Below are 16,449 nucleotides of genomic sequence, written 5' to 3'. Positions count from 1 at the left end.
CTCACCCCTTCCCGGTGACGAGCCGGACGAGGCCGGCGAGGATCGCGAGCACGCTCCCGACGGCGGCGAGCACCAGCAGGATGCGCACGAGCAGCTCCCAGTCGAACGTCTGGCCGGGGAACGTGAACGGGAAGACGTCCCAGACGGTGACGATCGCGACGAGCCCGACGGCGGTGACGACGACGTCGCCGAACGCGCGCAGCCGCGGCGGGTCCGCGACGACGTAGACGAGCTGGGCGACGAGGCCGGCGACGATCGAGGCGTTCACGGCGGGCAGGACCTCGACGGTCGCCTCCGTGAGGAACGGCGCGGCCTGCCAGCCGGGCCAGACGTGCAGGACCACCAGGACGAGGACCTGCACGCCCGCGGCGACGACGTAGCCGGCGCGCCGGGCCCCGACGCCGGGTCGTGCGGCGGTGGTGGCGGACGCGTCCATGACGGCCTCCTTGCGCGGCGACGGTGCGGGTGGTGCTCGTCCGATCGTCCCGCGCGCGGTCGGCGCCCGGCAGGGCCGTTGGTCCCGGACCGGCCGGGACCTTGGCCGCCGTGCGGGGGAGTCAGGGCAGCCGGACCCGCCCGGCCTTCATCTTGGCCAGCGAGTACTTCTCGAACCCGACCTTGAAGGCGTGGTTCTGGGGGCCGGGCACCATGACGGCGGCCTTGCGGGGCGGCAGCATGTGGTCGGCGACCATCGCGACGCCGTTGTTCCCGGCGTCCATGACGCACAGCGCGGGGATCTTCGCGAACTCCTTGGCCTCGACGGGTTCCTCGCCGCGCACCTGGGAGACGATGTTCTTCGCGGCGATGTGGGCCTGCTGCTCGCTGGGGAACCCGGTCTTGGGGATGCCGGTGGCGACCTGCGTGGTCCACGGCACGGGGACGGCGGCGGCGATCCCGACGGCGTAGACGTCGTCCCAGCGCTCCGACTGGTACGTGGGTCGCACGGGGACGTAGTTGCCGGCGTCGACGAGCCCGGGCGTCTCGGCGAGGAAGTCCTGCCCGCGGAACGGCGGCACGATCATGGCGAACTTGTAGGGCACCTCGCGGCCGTCGGCGAGCTCGACGGCGTCGGGCCGGATCCGCGTCATGGACTGGTTGGTCTCGACGTCGATGCCCTCCTTCCTCGCGAACATCTTCATGAGGGTGCGGGCGCCCGGCATGCCGTCGATGCCGAAGTGGCCGGCGTACGGCTCGGAGGTGACGTAGTGCAGCTTGACGTCGCCGTGCAGGCCGGCGCGGCGCAGCTGGTAGGACGTGTTGAAGAGGAACTCGTAGGCGGCGCCGAAGCAGCTGGCGCGCTGGGTGGCGCCGATGACGACGTCGCCGGGGTCGTCGAGGAACCGGCGCCACGCGTCGTAGGTCTGCTCGGCGCCCTGCAGGGTGGTGATGGTGGGGGTCTCGCGCATGCCGGGGACGACGTCGAGGTCGTTCCGGTAGCCGGTGGCGATGACGAGGTAGTCGTAGTCGAACGTCCCGGCGGTCGTCTCCACGCGGTGGGCGTCGGGGTCGACGCGCGTGGCGGCGCCGTGGACGAACGTCACGCCGTGGCGCGCGAAGGTCGGCTCGACGGGGAAGGAGATGTCGGTGCGTCCCCGGCGGCCGAACGGCAGCCAAATGAGGGACGGGTTGAAGACGAACCGGTCGGACGCCGCCACGACGGTGACGTCGACGTCGCGGCCGAGCCGGGACGCGGTGGACAGGGCGGCGGTCATCCCGGCGAAGCTGCCGCCGAGGACCAGGACACGTGCGGTCATGATGGGCTCCTCTGCCTCATCCCCTCATACCCCCGAGGGTATCACCGGGGTCGCGTGCGCGCCCTGCGGAGCGGTGGAGCCGGACGGTTGCGGGGAGCATCATGTCTCCCATGACCTCAGACTCCGGGCGGACCGTGACGCCGCTGGTCGACCTGCACGGCCGGTCCGCGTGGAGCGTGCTCCCGCCGCTGATCCTCGGCTTCTTCATGATCATGGTGGACACCACGATCGTGAACATCGCGATCCCCACCCTCACCGAGGCGTTCTCCGCGTCGCTGGTCGAGGTCGGCTGGGTCAACAGCGCCTACCTGCTCACCTACGCCACCCTCATGCTCCTGTCCGGCCGGCTCGGCGACCGCTACGGGCAGAAGGCGATCTTCGTCGCCGGGCTCGTCGTCTTCACCGTCTTCTCGTTCCTGTGCGGGTTCTCCGGCGAGCTCGGGAGCACCCCCGAGATCCGCTGGCTCATCGCGTTCCGCGCCCTGCAGGGCGTCGGCGCGGCCCTCATGACCCCGCAGACGATGTCGATGATCACGCGCGTCTTCCCGCCGCAGCAGCGCGGCGCCGCGATGGGCCTGTGGGGCGCCACCGCGGGCGTGGCGACCATCGCCGGGCCGCTGCTCGGCGGGGTGCTGGTCGAGACCGTCGGCTGGGAGTGGATCTTCTACGTCAACATCCCCGTCGGGGTCGTGGCCCTCTGGCTGGCCGGCGGCCGCCTGCCGCACCTCGCGCACCGCGAGTCCACGATCGACGTCCTCGGCGTCGTGCTGTCCGTCCTCGGCGTCGGCCTGGTGGTGTTCGGGCTCCAGGAGGGCTCCACCTACGACTGGGGCCATCTGTGGGGGCCGTTCACCGTGTGGAACACGGTCGGGCTGGGCCTGGCCGTCGTCGCGGCCTTCGTGTGGTGGCAGCACCGCCGCGGCGACGAGGCCCTGCTGCCGCTGCGGCTGTTCCGGCACCGCAACTTCAGCCTCGCGAACGTCGACGGCATGGCGGTGTCGTTCGCGATGATCGCCATTTTCTTCCCCCTGACGATCTTCCTGCAGTCCGTCCTCGGGCTGACGCCCATCCAGGCGGCGCTCGTCATGGCGCCCGGCTCGCTCGTGTCCGGCGTCGTCGCCCCGTTCGCCGGCCGGCTGTCCGACCGGGTGCCCGGCAAGTGGGTCGTCGCGGCCGGGTTCGCCGCGATCGGCGGCGCGGTGGCGTGGCTCGCCCTCACCCTCGACCCCGACGGCCCGCCCTGGCAGCTCCTGGCGCCGATGGCGCTGTTCGGCGTCGGCACCGGCCTCACGTTCTCCCCGCTGTCCAACCTGGCGACCTCCGGCCTCGACGCCCGCACCGCCGGGGCCGGGGCTGGCGCGTTCAACACCACCCGCCAGGTGGGCGGCGTCATCGGCTCGGCCGCCGTCGTCGCGCTGCTGTCCTCGCGTCTGGGCGTCACGATCCCCGCCGCCGCGCAGGACGTCGCCCAGCGCCTGCCCGAGCAGTACCGGCAGACGTTCGTCGACGGCATCACCGCCGCCGCGGGCAGCGCCGATTCCGCGTCGGCCGGGTCGTTCCAGCCGCCCGACGGCATGCCCGACGCCGTCGCCGCGCAGGTCGCCGCCGCCGCGCAGGAGGCCGTCGGCCGCGGGTTCGCGGACGCCGCCGCGCAGTCCCTGGTCATGGTCGTGGTGGTGCTCGTCGTGGGCGTCGTCTGCGCCGCCCTCATGTCCTCCGGACGCCCGCCGGCCGACGCGGCGGGCGGGCCCGCCGACCCCGAGCCCGCGGTCGCGGCGGACCCCGGTCCGGGGCGCTGACGGCGCCGTCGGCGCGGCGCCGCCATGCGCACGCCATGGGACGGTCGAGGCCCGGTCACGACCTGGCGAGGTGCGGCGCGGCGTCGCGCGAGTCCGCGCTCGCGGGGTGAAGGTGTGGTGAACGTGAATACCGCGGGGGTGCCGGATGTTGGCACCACCGGCACCGCAGGTGCAGGATCGATCGCGGCGCGCGACCCTGCGCGACGAGGGCCCCCCGCGCCCCGCCCCCGGCCGCAGCGCCGACCCGCTGCGACACCCGAGTGACGACAGGACGAACGACGAGGCCATGACTGATCTGCTGTACGTGAACGGCGGCACGCCGCTGCAGGGCACCATCTCCGTGCGTGGCGCGAAGAACTTCGTGTCGAAGGCGATGGTGGCCTCCTTGCTGGGCGAGTCGCCCAGCGTGCTGCGCAACGTGCCGCAGATCCGCGACGTCGGCGTGGTGTCCGGTCTGCTCGAGCTGCACGGCGTCAACGTGAAGTACGACGCCGACGCCGGCGTGCTCGACCTCGACCCGTCGAACGTGGAGTCCGCGCACGTCGCGGACATCGACGCCCACGCCGGGTCGAGCCGCATCCCGATCCTGTTCTGCGGCCCGCTGCTGCACCGGCTCGGCGAGGCGTTCATCCCCGACCTGGGCGGCTGCCGCATCGGCGACCGGCCGATCGACTACCACCTGGAGATCCTGCGCCAGTTCGGCGCCGTGGTGGACAAGCGCCCCAACGGCATCCACCTGCGCGCCCCGCGCCGCCTCCAGGGCACCAAGATCTCCCTGCCGTACCCGTCGGTCGGCGCGACCGAGCAGCTGCTGCTCACGGCCGTGCGCGCCGAGGGCATCACCGAGCTGTCCGGCGCCGCGACCGAGCCCGAGATCATGGACCTCATCGCCGTCCTGCAGAAGATGGGCGCGATCATCTCGGTCGACACCGACCGGGTCATCCGGATCGAGGGCGTGGACCGTCTCGACGGCTACTCGCACACCGCGCTGGGGGACCGCATCGAGGCGGCCTCGTGGGCGTCGGCGGCGCTCGCCACCGGCGGTGACGTCACGATCAAGGGCGCCACGCAGCCCGAGATGATGACGTTCCTCAACACGTTCCGCAAGGTCGGCGGCCAGTTCGACGTCCAGGAGGACGGCATCCGGTTCTGGCACCCCGGCGGCGACCTCAAGTCGATCGTGCTGGAGACGGACGTCCACCCCGGCTTCATGACCGACTGGCAGCAGCCGCTCGTGGTGGCGCTCACGCAGGCCACGGGCCTGTCGATCGTCCACGAGACCGTGTACGAGAACCGGTTCGGGTTCACCGAGGCGCTGCGCCAGATGGGCGCGACCATCCAGGTGTACAAGGAGTGCCTCGGCGGCGGAGACTGCCGGTTCGGCGCCCGCAACTTCCACCACTCCGCCGTGGTGTCCGGCCCGACGCCGCTCGAGGCCGCGGACATCGAGGTGCCGGACCTGCGCGGCGGGTTCTCCCACCTCATCGCGGCCCTCGCCGCGAAGGGCACCTCGACGGTGCGCGGGATCTCGCTCATCGACCGCGGGTACGAGTCCTTCCAGGACAAGCTCGTCGCCCTCGGCGCCGACGTCTCGCGCGACTGACCACGCCCCGCCCGCCCGCCGACGGACCCGACGTCCGCACGGCGGGCGGGTAGGCTCTGGACCCGTGCCGAAAGCCAGACCCGAGTCCCGCCTCTACCGCCTCATCGGCGTGGCCGTGCGGACCCTCATGTTCTCGATGTGCCGCTACGAGTGGAGCGGCGGCGAGAACTTCCCGCGCTCCGGAGGGTTCATCGCGGCGGCCAACCACGCCACCGAGCTCGACGCGCTGACGTTCGTGCACTACCTGTACGACCACGGCTACGAGCCGCGGGTCATGGCGAAGAAGAGCCTGTTCACGGCGCCCGTCCTCGGCGGCATCATGCGGGCCACCAAGATGATCCCGGTGGACCGCGGCAGCGCCGCGGCGGCCGAGTCGCTGGAGCGCGCGGGCCAGGAGCTCGGCGACGGCGCCTGCGTCGCGATCCTGCCCGAGGGCACCCTCACCCGGGACCCCGACCTGTGGCCGATGGAGCCGAAGACGGGACTCGCCCGCGTCGCGCTCGTCACGAAGCTGCCCGTGGTGCCCGTCGCCCAGTGGGGCGTCACCGACATCCTGCCGCGGTACGGCCGCCTGCTGAAGCCCTTCCCGCGCAAGCGGGTCCAGGTGCGCGCGGGCCGGCCCGTCGACCTGTCCGACCTGTACGACCGCCCGATCGACTCGGCGACGCTGCGCGAGGTGATGAACCGCGTCATGGACGCCATCACCGCCGAGCTCGCCGTGCTGCGCGACGAGGAGCCGCCCGCCCGGCGCTTCGACCTGCGCAAGCACCCCGACCACGAGGAGAAGAAGATGCACTACCCGCCGGTGGAGCGCCCGTGAGCGGCGTCAAGGCCGCCGTCCTCGGCTCCGGGTCCTGGGGGACCACGTTCGCGATGGTCATGGCCGACGCCGGGTGCGACGTCACCCTGTGGGGCCGTGACGAGGCCGTCGCCCGCGAGGTCGCCCAGCAGCACAGCAACACCAAGTACCTGCCCGACGTCGAGCTGCCCACCATGGCCGCCACGACCGACGCCGCCGCCGCGCTCGCCGGCGCCCGCGTCGTCGTCGTCGCGATTCCGTCCCAGGTCGCCCGCCGCACCCTCGAGGGGCTGCGCGCGCACCTGGAGCCCGACGCCGTGGTCGTCTCCCTCATGAAGGGCGTCGAGCTCAGCACCGACAAGCGCATGAGCCAGGTCGTGTCCGAGGCGCTCGACATCTCGCTCGACCGCGTCGCCGTCGTCTCCGGCCCGAACCTCGCCAAGGAGATCGCGAACCGGCAGCCCACCGCCACCGTCGTCGCGTGCCCCGACGAGGACAACGCCCGTCTCGTCGCCGAGTCCTGCTCCAACACGTACTTCCGCCCGTACACCAACACCGACGTCGTCGGGGTCGAGCTGTGCGGCGCCGTGAAGAACGTCATCGCGCTCGCCATCGGCATGGCGCAGGGCCGCGGCTTCGGCTGGAACACCACCGCCACCGTCATCACGCGCGGCCTGGTGGAGATCACCCGTCTCGGCCGTGCGCTCGGCGCGCAGCCCGAGACGTTCGCCGGGCTGGCCGGCATGGGCGACCTGGTGGCGACCTGCGCCTCGCCGCTGTCGCGCAACCACACCCTCGGCAAGCACATCGGCCAGGGCATGACCCTCGACGAGGCCCTCGTCGCGACCGGCACCACCGCCGAGGGCGTCAAGTCCTCCCGGTCCGTGCTGGAGCTCGCGGAGAAGCACGGTGTCGACATGCCCATCACCGCCGGCGTCGTCGCCGTCCTGCACGAGGGGCTGTCGGTCGAGGAGATGGCCCGCGCCCTGCTGTCGCGCCCGCAGAAGGCCGAGGGCGTCGTCTCCTGACGCCCGGCGCCCTGCCGCTGGTCGCGGGGCGCGTGGTCGTCCACGGCCCCGCACCGGCCGCGCTCAGTGCTGCACGTCCACGGTGACCGCCGGCGGGTCCTCCTGGACCTCGACCCGGAACGGGCGCTCGTCGGTGACGCCCACGAACACCGACGTCGTGCCCTCGTAGACGAACCCGTAGACGACCTGCTCGACGGCGCCCCCCGGGCCGTCGACCGGGTCCCCGCCGTACTCGGTGACGCCGGAGTCCATCGGCATCGCGGTGCCGGTCAGCGCGACCTCCAGGACGGCGTCGCCGTCCACGGCCACGGGCTCCCCGGTGCCGGGGTCGAGCGCCGCGTCGACGTGGCCGACCCGCCAGCTGGGGGAGCCGTCGCCGTCGAGCAGCAGCACGACCCGGTCGAACCCGTCGTGCTCCTCGACCCGCACGTCCGTCACGGTGAGGAGCATCGCGCCGCCGGGCTCGGCCTCGGCCACCTCCGCCGGGTCGGTGAACCCGTCCTGCGCCGGGCCCCTGCTGCTCGCCGACGCCGCCGGGCCCGTCGGGTCGACCCCGGAGCCGTAGCCCGGCAGGTCGGTGCCGCCGCAGGCGGCGAGCAGCAGCACCGCGGCGGCGGCGAGCGTCGTGGTGCGGGCGGTCGTCGTCCTCATGCGGCCTCCTCGTCGGACGACCCGAGCCGGGCCGTCCGACGAGCCTAGGGTCGCGGGTGCCGTCCGGCCCGTCGGACGAGGGTGTCGAGCGCCTGCGCGAGGTCGGCCCAGAGGTCTTCGACGTCCTCGATGCCGACGGACATCCGCAGCAGGTCCTCGGGCACGGTGACGGACTCGGTGGCGAACCGGCGACGACGCTCCAGCGTGGACTCCACGCCGCCGAGCGACGTCGCGGGCACCCACAGGCGCAGCGCGTCCACGAGCGCGTCGGCGCCGGCCGCCCCACCCGCGGGCCGCAGCCCGATGATCCCGCCGAACCCGGTCATCTGGGCGGCGGCACGCTCGTGCCCCGGGTCGGTCGGCAGGGACGGGTGGCGCACCTCGACGACGGCGGGGTGCCCGGCGAGGCGCGTCGCGAGCTCGGCGGCGTTCGCGTTCGCCCGCTCGACGCGCAGGTGCAGGGTCCGCAGCCCGCGCAGCGCCAGGTAGACCTCCATCGGCCCGGCGATGGCGCCGTGCATGGTCCGGTAGGCGCGGATGTCCGCGGCGGCCTCGTCGTCGTCGGTGACGACGACGCCGAGCACGACGTCGGAGTGCCCCGCCAGGTACTTGGTGGCCGAGTGCACGACGACGTCCGCGCCGAGCGCGAGCGGCCGCTGGCCGAGGGGGGTGGCGAACGTGTTGTCGACGACCGTCCGCACCCCGCGCTCGCGGGCCGCGGCGAGGAGCCGGGGCAGGTCGGCGACCTCCAGCATGGGGTTGGTGGGCGACTCGGCGAGCAGCACGGTGGCGCCGTCCAGAGCGGTCACGACGGCGTCGGTGTCGGCGATGTCGACCCGGCGCACCTCGACGCCGCGGCGGGCGGCCCGGTCGTCGAGGAACCCGAGCGTCGCCTGGTAGGAGTGCCGCGGCACGACGACGACGTCGTCGGCCGAGAGGTCGCCGAGCGCCGCGGCGATCGCCGCCATGCCGGAGCCGAGGACGATGCCGTGCCGCGCACCCTCGAGCGCCGCGACGGCCTCCTCGAACGGCTCCCACGTCTCGGTGCCCATGCGGGCGTACAGGCGGGCGCCGGTCGGATCACCGGCGGAGACGTAGGTGGAGCTGAGCACCACCGGCGGGTTGACGGGACCGCCCTGGACGCGCGGGGGGCGTCCGGCAGTCACGGCGAGGGTGCCGGGGGCGACCGGTGCTGACGGGTGGGGCGATTCCGGCCGGGGGTGCTGCTGCGACATGGGCGTCAGCCTACGTCCGCGCGACCGTTGCCCCGGGCTGGCGACCGCACGTCCGCCGCCCGCGCTGCGGTCCTACCTCGCGGTGCGCGGCTCGACCAGGCGGGCCAGGAGCTCCACCAGCAGCCGCTCCGCCACCGGCGCGGGCAGCGCCTCGACGGCGGCGAGCAGCGGTGCCATCGGACCGACGCCCGGGCCGTCGTCGCCGATCCGCGACGGGTCGAGTCCCAGGCCGCCGAGCAGGGCGCCCGCGGTGGCCGAGTCCAGCGTCCCGGGGGCCGCGGTCCGCGGTGCGCCCTGGGGTCCGTCGTCGGGCGTGTCCTGTGCAGCGCCCACCGGCGCACCCGTCGCCAGCGCGGCGGCGAGGGGGGCGACCAGGGCCGTGGCCTCCGGGCGGGCCTGCCCGCGCACGGTGTCGGCCGCCGCGACGAGGGCGGGCACGAGGTCGCCGAGCACGCGCTCGGTCACCGGCGTCACGGTGAGGTGGGTCGTGTGGGGGAGCACGGTGCCGTCGGGCTGCGGGCACGACGGCTGCGCCTGGATCACCCAGCCGTGCGCGGTCGCCGCGTCGGCCCACAGGTGCGGGTCCACGCGCCGCTCGGGGGCGACGCCGTCGTCGGTGGCGACGGCGAGCAGCGGACCGGTCGGGTCGCCCACGACGCGCAGCCCCTCGATCGCCCCGACGGCCTCGACGAGCGCCGTCGTCGCGCGGTACGACCGCCCGGCGAGCTCGGCGAACCCGTCGCGGCCCAGCGCCTGCGTGATCGCCCACGCCGCGGCCAGGGGCCCGCCGGAGCGGGAGCCCAGCAGGGTGGGGTTCACCACCGGGTAGCCCGGCCAGCGGGTCGTCGCGAAGTACTGGCCGCGCTGCCGGTCGCGGCCGCGGTGCAGCAGCACGGAGACGCCCTTGGGGGCGTACCCGTACTTGTGCAGGTCCACCGACAGGCTGGTCACGCCGGGCACGCGCAGGTCCCAGTCGGGCAGGCCCGGCCAGAACGGCAGCGCCATCCCGCCGATGCAGGCGTCGACGTGCACCGGGATCCCGGCGGCGTGCGCGGCGGCGGCGACCTCGGCGACGGGGTCCAGGGCGGCGTGCGGGTACGAGGGCGCGGACACCACGACCAGCGCGACGTCGTCGCCGAGCCGGTCGACCACCGTCGCGGCGGCCACGGCGCCGTCGGGGCCGACGGGCAGCAGGTCGAGGGCGAGGCCGAAGTAGTGCGCGGCCTTCTGGAACGCGGCGTGCACGGTGACGGGCGCGACCAGCCGGGGCCGCGCCGTGCCGGGCTCCAGGCCGCGGGCGGCGAGCCAGGCGTCGCGGGCGGTCTTGACGGCGAGCAGGCAGCTCTCGGTGCCGCCCGACGTCACGGTGCCCACGACGTCCTCGTCGCCGCCGAGCAGGTCGCGGGTCAACGCCACGAGGTCCCGCTCCAGCGCCGCGACCGACCCGAACGTCGTCGGGTCCAGCCCGTTGACGGGCTGCATGGCGCGGACCGCCGCGGCGGCCAGCTCGTCGAGCTCGGCCTCGCCCGAGTCGTAGACGTAGCTCAGGACGTGCCCGCCGTGGGTGGGGGCGTCGCCGGCGCGCAGGGCGTCGAGCCGGGCCAGGACGTCGGCGGGGGCGGTGGCGAACATCATGCGGTCTCCTCGGGGAGGGCCGCGGGTCGCGCGGCGTCGATGTCGGCCCGGCGCAGCGGGTAGCGGCGCAGGGTCACCAGGCTGAGCGCGACCAGGACGGCGGGCAGCACGGAGAACGCGAGCACGATACCGAGCACCGCGGAGTCGGGCTGCGCCGTGTCCTGGCCGGCGCGGGAGGACAGGTAGCCGGTCGCGGCGAGCGTCACGGACATCACCGTGGTGCCGAGCGCGAAGCCGGTCGTCTCCCCGGCCGTCCAGAGGCCGGAGAAGGCGCCGGCGCGTCCGGGGCCGCGGGTGGCGGCGTCGTGGGACACGACGTCGGGCAGCATCGCCATCGGCAGGGACTGGAGGCCCGCGTAGGCGGCCCCGGCCACCGCGACGACGGCGTACACCCAGGCTCCCGGGGCCCACGCGAGGCCGACCTGGGACGCCGCGGCCACGGTGAACACGACCGAGGCCGCCAGGAACGCGCGCTCCTTGCCGACGCGCCGCGCGACCGCGCCCCACACGGGGGCGAAGACGACGGCGGGGGCCACGAGGGCCGCGAAGAGGAAGGTCACCGCGGCCTCGTCGTGCAGCACCCACCGGGCGACGTACTGGGCGCCCGCGAGCATCGTGCCGGTGGCCAGCGCCTGGAGCACGAACGTGACCAGCAGCAGGCGGAACGGGCGGCTGGCGCGCAGCGCCTCGATGCCGTCGCGGTACGCGGCGCCCGACCGCCGGTACCACGGCGCGGCGGGGGCGGCCGGGCGCGGGCGGGCCGCGACGGCCGGAGTCGACGGGGCACGACGGCCCCGCTCGACGCCCGCGGACACGTACAGCGACACCCCGAGCACCAGGCCCGCGACCGCGGCCATGAGCAGGTAGCCGGCGTGCGGGTCCGGCACGGCGGTGCGCAGGGCGGGCGCGCCGCCGCCGAACGCGAGGATGGCGACGGTGAGCACCACGACCCGTGCGGTGAGGAGCCGGGTGCGCTCCGCGTAGTCGTCGGTGAGCTCCGCGGGCAGCGCGATGTAGGGGACCTGGAACAGGCTGAACGCGGTGGCGGCCGCGAGGAAGGCGACCAGCACCCAGGTCGCGCCCGCGCCCGGCCCCCACGACGCGGGCACCGCGAACGTCAGCAGGAAGAACACGGGGAGCGCGACGGCACCCACCACCATCAGCCGTCGCCGCGTCCCGTGCCGGGCCTTGTCGGCGTCGCTGGCCGTGCCGATGACGGGGTCGATGACGACGTCCCACACCTTGGCCAGCGTGACGATGAGGCCCGCCGCCAGGGCCGCGACGCCGAGCGTGTCCGTCAGGTAGTAGACGAGCACGAGGCCGGGCAGCGTGCTGAAGCCGCCGGTGCCGACCGACCCGGTCGCGTAGCGGGCGACGGTGCCCCGGTCGAGAGTCATGGCGCGCATCCTAGGCGACGCCGTCGGCCCTGCCGTACGCGTCGAGCGTCTCTGAAAGTCCGGGAAGACGGCCCGATGGCGGACTTTCAGAGACGCTCGACGCGGGGGATCAGCGCTGGAGCGCGGGCTCGGCCGGCTCCGGCGCGGCGACGGCGGGCGCGCGCCGGAAGCCGTACCAGAGCAGCGCGCCGATCATCCAGAGCTCGCCCACGGTCGCGGGGACGACGAGCAGGTCGCCGACGACGGGCGCGGCGGGCACCAGGACCTGCCAGAACGTGCTGAGCACGTACCCGGCGCCGCCGGCGACGAGGAACCAGCCGAGGACGCGGGGCATCCCGGCGCGCAGGACGAGCAGCCCCATGGGGACCAGCCAGAGGCCGAAGAACACGCCACCGACGCCCCAGAGGTGCTCGGAGAGCAGGAACATCAGGGCGGTCGAGGCGGCGTCCCCGGCGAGGGCGGAGTCGACGGCGGTGCCGAGGGCGGCGGCGCTGCCGAGGATCGCGAGGGCGTTGGCGAGGCCGAAGGCGGTGACCGCGCCCGCGTTGACGGCGTCGAGGCGCCGGAACAGGCGGAAGAACCAGAGTGCGGCGAGCGACTGGGCGACGACGACGGCGAGCTCCAGCGCGACGGCGCCGCGGGCGAGCTGTTCGGCGGCGACGACGTTCGCGACGGTGGCGTCGGGATCGCCCGGGGCGACCAGTCGGGGCCGGATCACGAGGAAGCCCAGCATGCCGGTGACGGCCAGGGCGAGGTAGAGCAGGCCGGTGGTGCGGGCCAGGGGACGGGCGACGAGCGGGTGCATGGGAGGTCCCTTCGAGGCGGCGACGACGCAGCCTTACGTCGTAAGGGAACCATACGACGTAAGGTGGCGGCGAGGGAAGAGGGCGAGAGGAGTCCGATGGCCGCCACCCGGGCGCTGACCCGTGACCGCGTGCTCGACGCCGCCGTCGCGCTCGCGGACGACGACGGCCTCGCCGCGCTCACCATGCGCGGCGTCGCCGCACGCCTCGGCGTCGAGGCGATGTCGCTCTACCACCACCTGCCCGGCAAGAAGGACGAGCTGCTGGACGGTCTGATCGACGTCGTCGCCGCCCAGGTCGCCGCGGCGCTCGCCGACCGGCCGCCGGCCGAGGACGGCGAGGGGGCGTGGGTCGCCGAGGTCCGCGCGCGGTGCCTCGCCGCGCGGACCGTCATGCTCGCCCACCCGTGGGCGCCGCCGCTCCTGGCGTCGCGCAGCGGCATCCGCCCCGCCGTCTTCCAGCTCTACGAGGACGTCCTCGGGGTCATGGTGCGCGGCGGCTGCTCGTACCACCTGGCGCACCGCGCCATGCACGCGCTCGGCAGCATGGTCCTCGGGTTCACCCAGGAGCTGTTCGCCCCCGGAGGGGGCGACGACGCCGAGGCCACCGAGGCGGAGACCGAGGCCATGGCCGCGGCCCTGCCCTACACGGCCGCCATGGTCGCCGCGGAGGTGCACGCCGCCGGCGACCCCACGCTCGGCTGGTGCGACAGCCAGACCGAGTTCGAGTTCACGCTCGACCTGCTGCTGGGCGGGCTGGAGCGGGCGCGGGTCGCCGGGCGCCTCTGAACGGGCGCCCGGCGGCGGCCTACGCCTCGACGGGGCCGAGGAGGGACTGCGCGACGGTCGAGTGCGCGGACTCGTCGTCGCTCGGGTGGAAGATCCCGGCCAGCACGTCGCGGTACAGGCGGCCGAGCTCGGAGCGGTTGAAGTACGTCGACCCGCCGGAGCAGCGGATCGCCTCGTCGACGACCTGCCGGGCCGTCTCGGTGACCCGCACCTTGAGTCCCGCGGTGTCGCGGAACCAGCGGGCGCCCCGGTCCTCCAGGGCGTCGATCGCGCCGGCGACACCGTCGATCTGCGGCCACACGCCGTCCTGGGCGAGCGCCGCGGTCGCGATCCGCCACCGGATGTCCGGGTCCTGGGAGTACGCCCTGCCGGTCTTCATGGAGGTGCGGCGTCCCACCGTCTCGACGGCGAGCGCCAGCGCGCGGTCCGCGATGCCGGCGTAGACCGACGACAGCAGGACCTCGAAGCTCGTGAAGATGCCCAGGACGTACGGGTCGAGGCTCGGGCCGGGGGGCAGGCGCCGCAGCACCCGGTCGGCGGGCGCGTGGGCGCCGTCGAGCAGGGTCGTGCACGACTGCGAGGCCCGCATGCCGAGGGTGTCCCAGTCGTCGAGGATCTCGAACCCGCCGCCGTCGCGGGTGAGGAACGCGTGGACGATGCGCGGGTCGTCGGGGTCGGTCGTGGAGTCGAGCCCCATGACGCCGAGGCGCGTCCAGCCGGGGGAGTTGGAGGTGAAGATCTTGCGGCCGTGGAACGTGTACCCGCCCTCGCCGTCGGGGCGGGCCTCGGTGCGCGAGCCGAGCAGCACGAGGTCGTTGCCCGCCTCGGAGTAGCCGAAGCCGAACACCTCGCCCCGGGCGGCGTCGGCGAGCAGCCAGTCGAGGGAGTCGTCGCCGCGCTCGTGCAGGTAGCGGCCCACGCCCGTCCACACGTGGTGCATGTTCACGGCGAGCGCCGTGGCGGGGGCGGCCCCGGCCAGGCGGGCCTGCTCGTGGCACACCTCGCGCAGCGTGAGCCCGGCGCCGCCCAGGGAGCGCGGCACCAGGGCGCCGAGGTAGCCGGCGTCCCGCAGGTCCGCCAGGTCGTCGGCGAAGAACGTGTTCTCGCGGTCGTGGATGGCGGCGCGGCCGCGGACGGACGCGAGCAGGTCGTCGGGGAGCGTCGAGGTCATGGCTCCGATTCAAGCATCGATGCCGTGCCGGGGCGGTCGGCGCCGGTGCGGGAGCGGGCGGGTGGAGTCCGACCCGGGCATACCGGCCGGTCGGTTCTTTCGGTTACGCTGGCCCGAACGTGGTCGACGAGGACCGCGTCGCCGAGAGGAGCCACCGTTGGTCATCCGCAGCCCGCACCCCGACGTCGAGATCCCGGACGTCTCGCTCTACGACTTCCTGTTCGCCTCCCTCACCGAGGCCGACCTCGCCAGGACCGCCGTCGTCGACGGACCCACCGGTGCCACCACCAGCTACGGCGAGCTGCGCGCCCAGGTCGACGCCCTCGCCGGCGCGTTCGCCGCCCGCGGGCACCGGCCCGGCGACGTCGTGGCGCTGCACTGCCCGAACGTCCCCGCGTTCGTCGCCGTCTTCCACGGCCTGCTGCGCGCCGGGATCACCGTCACCACGATCAACGCGCTCGCGTCCGGCGCCGAGGTCGCCAAGCAGCTCGCCGCGTCCGGGGCGACCGCCCTGGTCACCGTGTCCGCCCTGCTCCCCGCCGCCCAGGGGGGCGCGGACGCCGTCGGGCTGGCGCGCGACGCCGTCGTCGTCCTCGACGGGGCCGAGGGGCACCCGGGGCTGCGCGACCTGCTCACCGCGGGCGCCCCCGCGCCCGACGTCACCCTCGACCCCGCCACCCACCTCGCCGTGCTGCCCTACTCGTCCGGCACGACCGGGCTCCCCAAGGGCGTGATGCTCACCCACCGCAACCTCGTGGCGAACGTCCTGCAGGCCGAGCCCTTCATCCCGCTCACCCCCGACGACGTCATCCCCGCCGTCCTGCCGTTCTTCCACATCTACGGGATGACCGTGCTCATGAACGGGGCGCTGTACCAGCGCTCCACCGTCGTGACGCTGCCGCGGTTCGACCTCGCGGAGTACCTGCGGGTCGTCGCCGAGCACCGCGCCACCGTCCTGTTCGTCGCGCCACCCATCGCGCTCGCCGTCGCCAAGCACCCCCTCGCCGCCCAGGCCGACCTGTCCAGCGTCCGCCTCATGATGTCCGGCGCCGCGCCGTTCGACGAGCACCTGGCCGCCCTCGTCGGGGAGCGGCTCCCGCAGGCGAGCGTCACCCAGGGCTACGGCATGAGCGAGATGTCGCCCGTCTCCCACACGATCCCCGTGGGTCGCGACGACCTCTCGCCCGGCTCGATCGGCCTGCTCGTGCCCAACATGCTCGCGCGCGTCGTCGACCCCGCCACCGGCGAGGAGATCGACGTGCCCGCCGAGGGCATGAGCGCACCCGGCGAGCTGCTGTGCGCCGGCCCGAACGTCATGGTCGGGTACCTCGGCGACGAGCAGTCCACGCGCGACACGATCACCGCCGACGGGTTCCTGCACACCGGCGACATCGTCACCGTCGACGCCGACGGCGCGTTCTACGTCGTCGACCGGCTCAAGGAGCTCATCAAGTACAAGGGCTACCAGGTGCCGCCCGCCGAGCTCGAGGCCCTGCTGCTCGCGCACCCGCAGATCGCCGACGCCGCCGTCGTGGGCGTGCCCGACGGCGCCGGCGAGGAGGTGCCCAAGGCGTTCGTCGTCGTCGCCGACGGCGCCGCGCTCACCGCCGACGACGTCATGGCGTACGTCGCCGCCCAGGTCGCCCCCTACAAGAAGGTCCGCCTCGTCGAGTTCACGCACGTCATCCCGAAGTCCGCCGCGGGCAAGATCCTGCGCAAGGAGCTGCGCGCGGCCTGACCGGCGCCGTCGGGGCGTCGGCCCGGCCCGTTCCGGTAGGGTCGGGCC

At 74.4% G+C, this 16,449-nt stretch carries 14 protein-coding genes; 6 read left to right on the top strand and 8 right to left on the bottom strand.

Features of this window, described 5'->3' with window-relative positions:
* Nucleotide 1 precedes the first annotated feature (1 nt).
* Both ATJ88_RS12185 and ATJ88_RS12180 read right to left on the bottom strand, forming a co-directional pair.
* Nucleotides 2–436, bottom strand: coding sequence for a hypothetical protein (locus ATJ88_RS12185; protein WP_098464052.1), 435 nt, complete (start codon nt 434–436; stop codon nt 2–4).
* A gap of 121 nt (nt 437–557) precedes the next feature.
* On the bottom strand, nt 558–1,754 hold the full coding sequence (locus tag ATJ88_RS12180; RefSeq protein ID WP_098464051.1) for an NAD(P)/FAD-dependent oxidoreductase: 1,197 nt from the start codon (nt 1,752–1,754) through the stop codon (nt 558–560).
* A 110-nt stretch (nt 1,755–1,864) separates the two neighbouring features.
* Between ATJ88_RS12180 and ATJ88_RS12175 the strand changes: the two genes are divergently transcribed.
* From ATJ88_RS12175 to ATJ88_RS12160, 4 genes are all read left to right on the top strand, one after another.
* A complete protein-coding gene (locus tag ATJ88_RS12175) occupies nt 1,865–3,553 on the top strand; it encodes a DHA2 family efflux MFS transporter permease subunit (RefSeq protein WP_098464050.1) in 1,689 nt (562 codons plus the stop codon).
* Nucleotides 3,554–3,839: 286 nt separating this feature from the next.
* Nucleotides 3,840–5,156, top strand: coding sequence for a UDP-N-acetylglucosamine 1-carboxyvinyltransferase (murA, locus tag ATJ88_RS12170; RefSeq protein ID WP_098464049.1), 1,317 nt, complete (start codon nt 3,840–3,842; stop codon nt 5,154–5,156).
* A 64-nt stretch (nt 5,157–5,220) separates the two neighbouring features.
* The gene (locus tag ATJ88_RS12165; protein ID WP_098464048.1) at nt 5,221–5,976 is read left to right on the top strand and encodes a lysophospholipid acyltransferase family protein; all 756 of its coding nucleotides are present in this window, start codon (nt 5,221–5,223) and stop codon (nt 5,974–5,976) included.
* Nucleotides 5,973–6,983, top strand: coding sequence for an NAD(P)H-dependent glycerol-3-phosphate dehydrogenase (locus ATJ88_RS12160; RefSeq protein WP_098464047.1), 1,011 nt, complete (start codon nt 5,973–5,975; stop codon nt 6,981–6,983). The genes ATJ88_RS12165 and ATJ88_RS12160 overlap by 4 nt, the downstream gene beginning before the upstream one ends.
* 63 nt (nt 6,984–7,046) lie before the next feature.
* Here ATJ88_RS12160 and ATJ88_RS12155 read toward each other — a convergent pair whose 3' ends face one another.
* From ATJ88_RS12155 to ATJ88_RS12135, 5 genes are all read right to left on the bottom strand, one after another.
* Nucleotides 7,047–7,634 carry an AMIN-like domain-containing (lipo)protein gene (locus ATJ88_RS12155; RefSeq protein ID WP_098464046.1) on the bottom strand — a complete coding sequence of 196 codons (588 nt, stop codon included), beginning with the start codon at nt 7,632–7,634 and terminating at the stop codon, nt 7,047–7,049.
* Nucleotides 7,635–7,678: 44 nt separating this feature from the next.
* Nucleotides 7,679–8,869: a trans-sulfuration enzyme family protein gene (locus tag ATJ88_RS12150; RefSeq protein WP_098464045.1), complete on the bottom strand. Its 1,191-nt coding sequence runs from the start codon at nt 8,867–8,869 to the stop codon at nt 7,679–7,681.
* A gap of 72 nt (nt 8,870–8,941) precedes the next feature.
* Nucleotides 8,942–10,504, bottom strand: a complete 1,563-nt coding sequence (locus tag ATJ88_RS12145) for a pyridoxal phosphate-dependent decarboxylase family protein (RefSeq protein ID WP_098464044.1) — start codon at nt 10,502–10,504, stop codon at nt 8,942–8,944.
* Nucleotides 10,501–11,901 (bottom strand): MFS transporter, encoded by a 1,401-nt coding sequence (locus ATJ88_RS12140; RefSeq protein WP_342744849.1) that lies wholly within the window; start codon nt 11,899–11,901, stop codon nt 10,501–10,503. Before ATJ88_RS12140 ends, ATJ88_RS12145 begins: the two co-directional genes overlap by 4 nt.
* 109 nt (nt 11,902–12,010) lie before the next feature.
* Nucleotides 12,011–12,706 carry a DUF4386 domain-containing protein gene (locus tag ATJ88_RS12135; protein ID WP_098464042.1) on the bottom strand — a complete coding sequence of 232 codons (696 nt, stop codon included), beginning with the start codon at nt 12,704–12,706 and terminating at the stop codon, nt 12,011–12,013.
* A 96-nt stretch (nt 12,707–12,802) separates the two neighbouring features.
* Between ATJ88_RS12135 and ATJ88_RS12130 the strand changes: the two genes are divergently transcribed.
* Nucleotides 12,803–13,492: a TetR/AcrR family transcriptional regulator gene (locus tag ATJ88_RS12130; RefSeq protein ID WP_098464041.1), complete on the top strand. Its 690-nt coding sequence runs from the start codon at nt 12,803–12,805 to the stop codon at nt 13,490–13,492.
* Nucleotides 13,493–13,511: 19 nt separating this feature from the next.
* On the opposite strand, the gene ATJ88_RS12125 is transcribed toward ATJ88_RS12130, so the two are convergent.
* Nucleotides 13,512–14,663, bottom strand: coding sequence for an acyl-CoA dehydrogenase family protein (locus ATJ88_RS12125; protein ID WP_098464040.1), 1,152 nt, complete (start codon nt 14,661–14,663; stop codon nt 13,512–13,514).
* 157 nt (nt 14,664–14,820) lie between these two features.
* On the opposite strand from ATJ88_RS12125, the gene ATJ88_RS12120 reads away from it, so the two are divergent.
* On the top strand, nt 14,821–16,401 hold the full coding sequence (locus ATJ88_RS12120) for an AMP-binding protein (RefSeq protein ID WP_098464039.1): 1,581 nt from the start codon (nt 14,821–14,823) through the stop codon (nt 16,399–16,401).
* Nucleotides 16,402–16,449 lie beyond the last annotated feature (48 nt).

Source organism: Isoptericola jiangsuensis (genome assembly GCF_002563715.1).
Lineage (GTDB): Bacteria > Actinomycetota > Actinomycetes > Actinomycetales > Cellulomonadaceae > Isoptericola > Isoptericola jiangsuensis.
This window is presented reverse-complemented; position numbering and strand designations above follow the sequence as displayed.

Excerpts from the sequence above, each read along its gene's own strand:
- ATJ88_RS12185 (WP_098464052.1), bottom strand. The coding sequence starts at position 436 with ATGGACGCGTCCGCCACCACCGCCGCACGACCCGGCGTCGGGGCCCGG.
- ATJ88_RS12180 (WP_098464051.1), bottom strand. The coding sequence starts at position 1,754 with ATGACCGCACGTGTCCTGGTCCTCGGCGGCAGCTTCGCCGGGATGACC.
- ATJ88_RS12175 (WP_098464050.1), top strand. The coding sequence starts at position 1,865 with ATGACCTCAGACTCCGGGCGGACCGTGACGCCGCTGGTCGACCTGCAC.
- murA (WP_098464049.1), top strand. The coding sequence starts at position 3,840 with ATGACTGATCTGCTGTACGTGAACGGCGGCACGCCGCTGCAGGGCACC.
- ATJ88_RS12155 (WP_098464046.1), bottom strand. The coding sequence starts at position 7,634 with ATGAGGACGACGACCGCCCGCACCACGACGCTCGCCGCCGCCGCGGTG.
- ATJ88_RS12150 (WP_098464045.1), bottom strand. The coding sequence starts at position 8,869 with ATGTCGCAGCAGCACCCCCGGCCGGAATCGCCCCACCCGTCAGCACCG.
- ATJ88_RS12145 (WP_098464044.1), bottom strand. The coding sequence starts at position 10,504 with ATGATGTTCGCCACCGCCCCCGCCGACGTCCTGGCCCGGCTCGACGCC.
- ATJ88_RS12140 (WP_342744849.1), bottom strand. The coding sequence starts at position 11,901 with ATGACTCTCGACCGGGGCACCGTCGCCCGCTACGCGACCGGGTCGGTC.
- ATJ88_RS12135 (WP_098464042.1), bottom strand. The coding sequence starts at position 12,706 with ATGCACCCGCTCGTCGCCCGTCCCCTGGCCCGCACCACCGGCCTGCTC.
- ATJ88_RS12130 (WP_098464041.1), top strand. The coding sequence starts at position 12,803 with ATGGCCGCCACCCGGGCGCTGACCCGTGACCGCGTGCTCGACGCCGCC.
- ATJ88_RS12125 (WP_098464040.1), bottom strand. The coding sequence starts at position 14,663 with ATGACCTCGACGCTCCCCGACGACCTGCTCGCGTCCGTCCGCGGCCGC.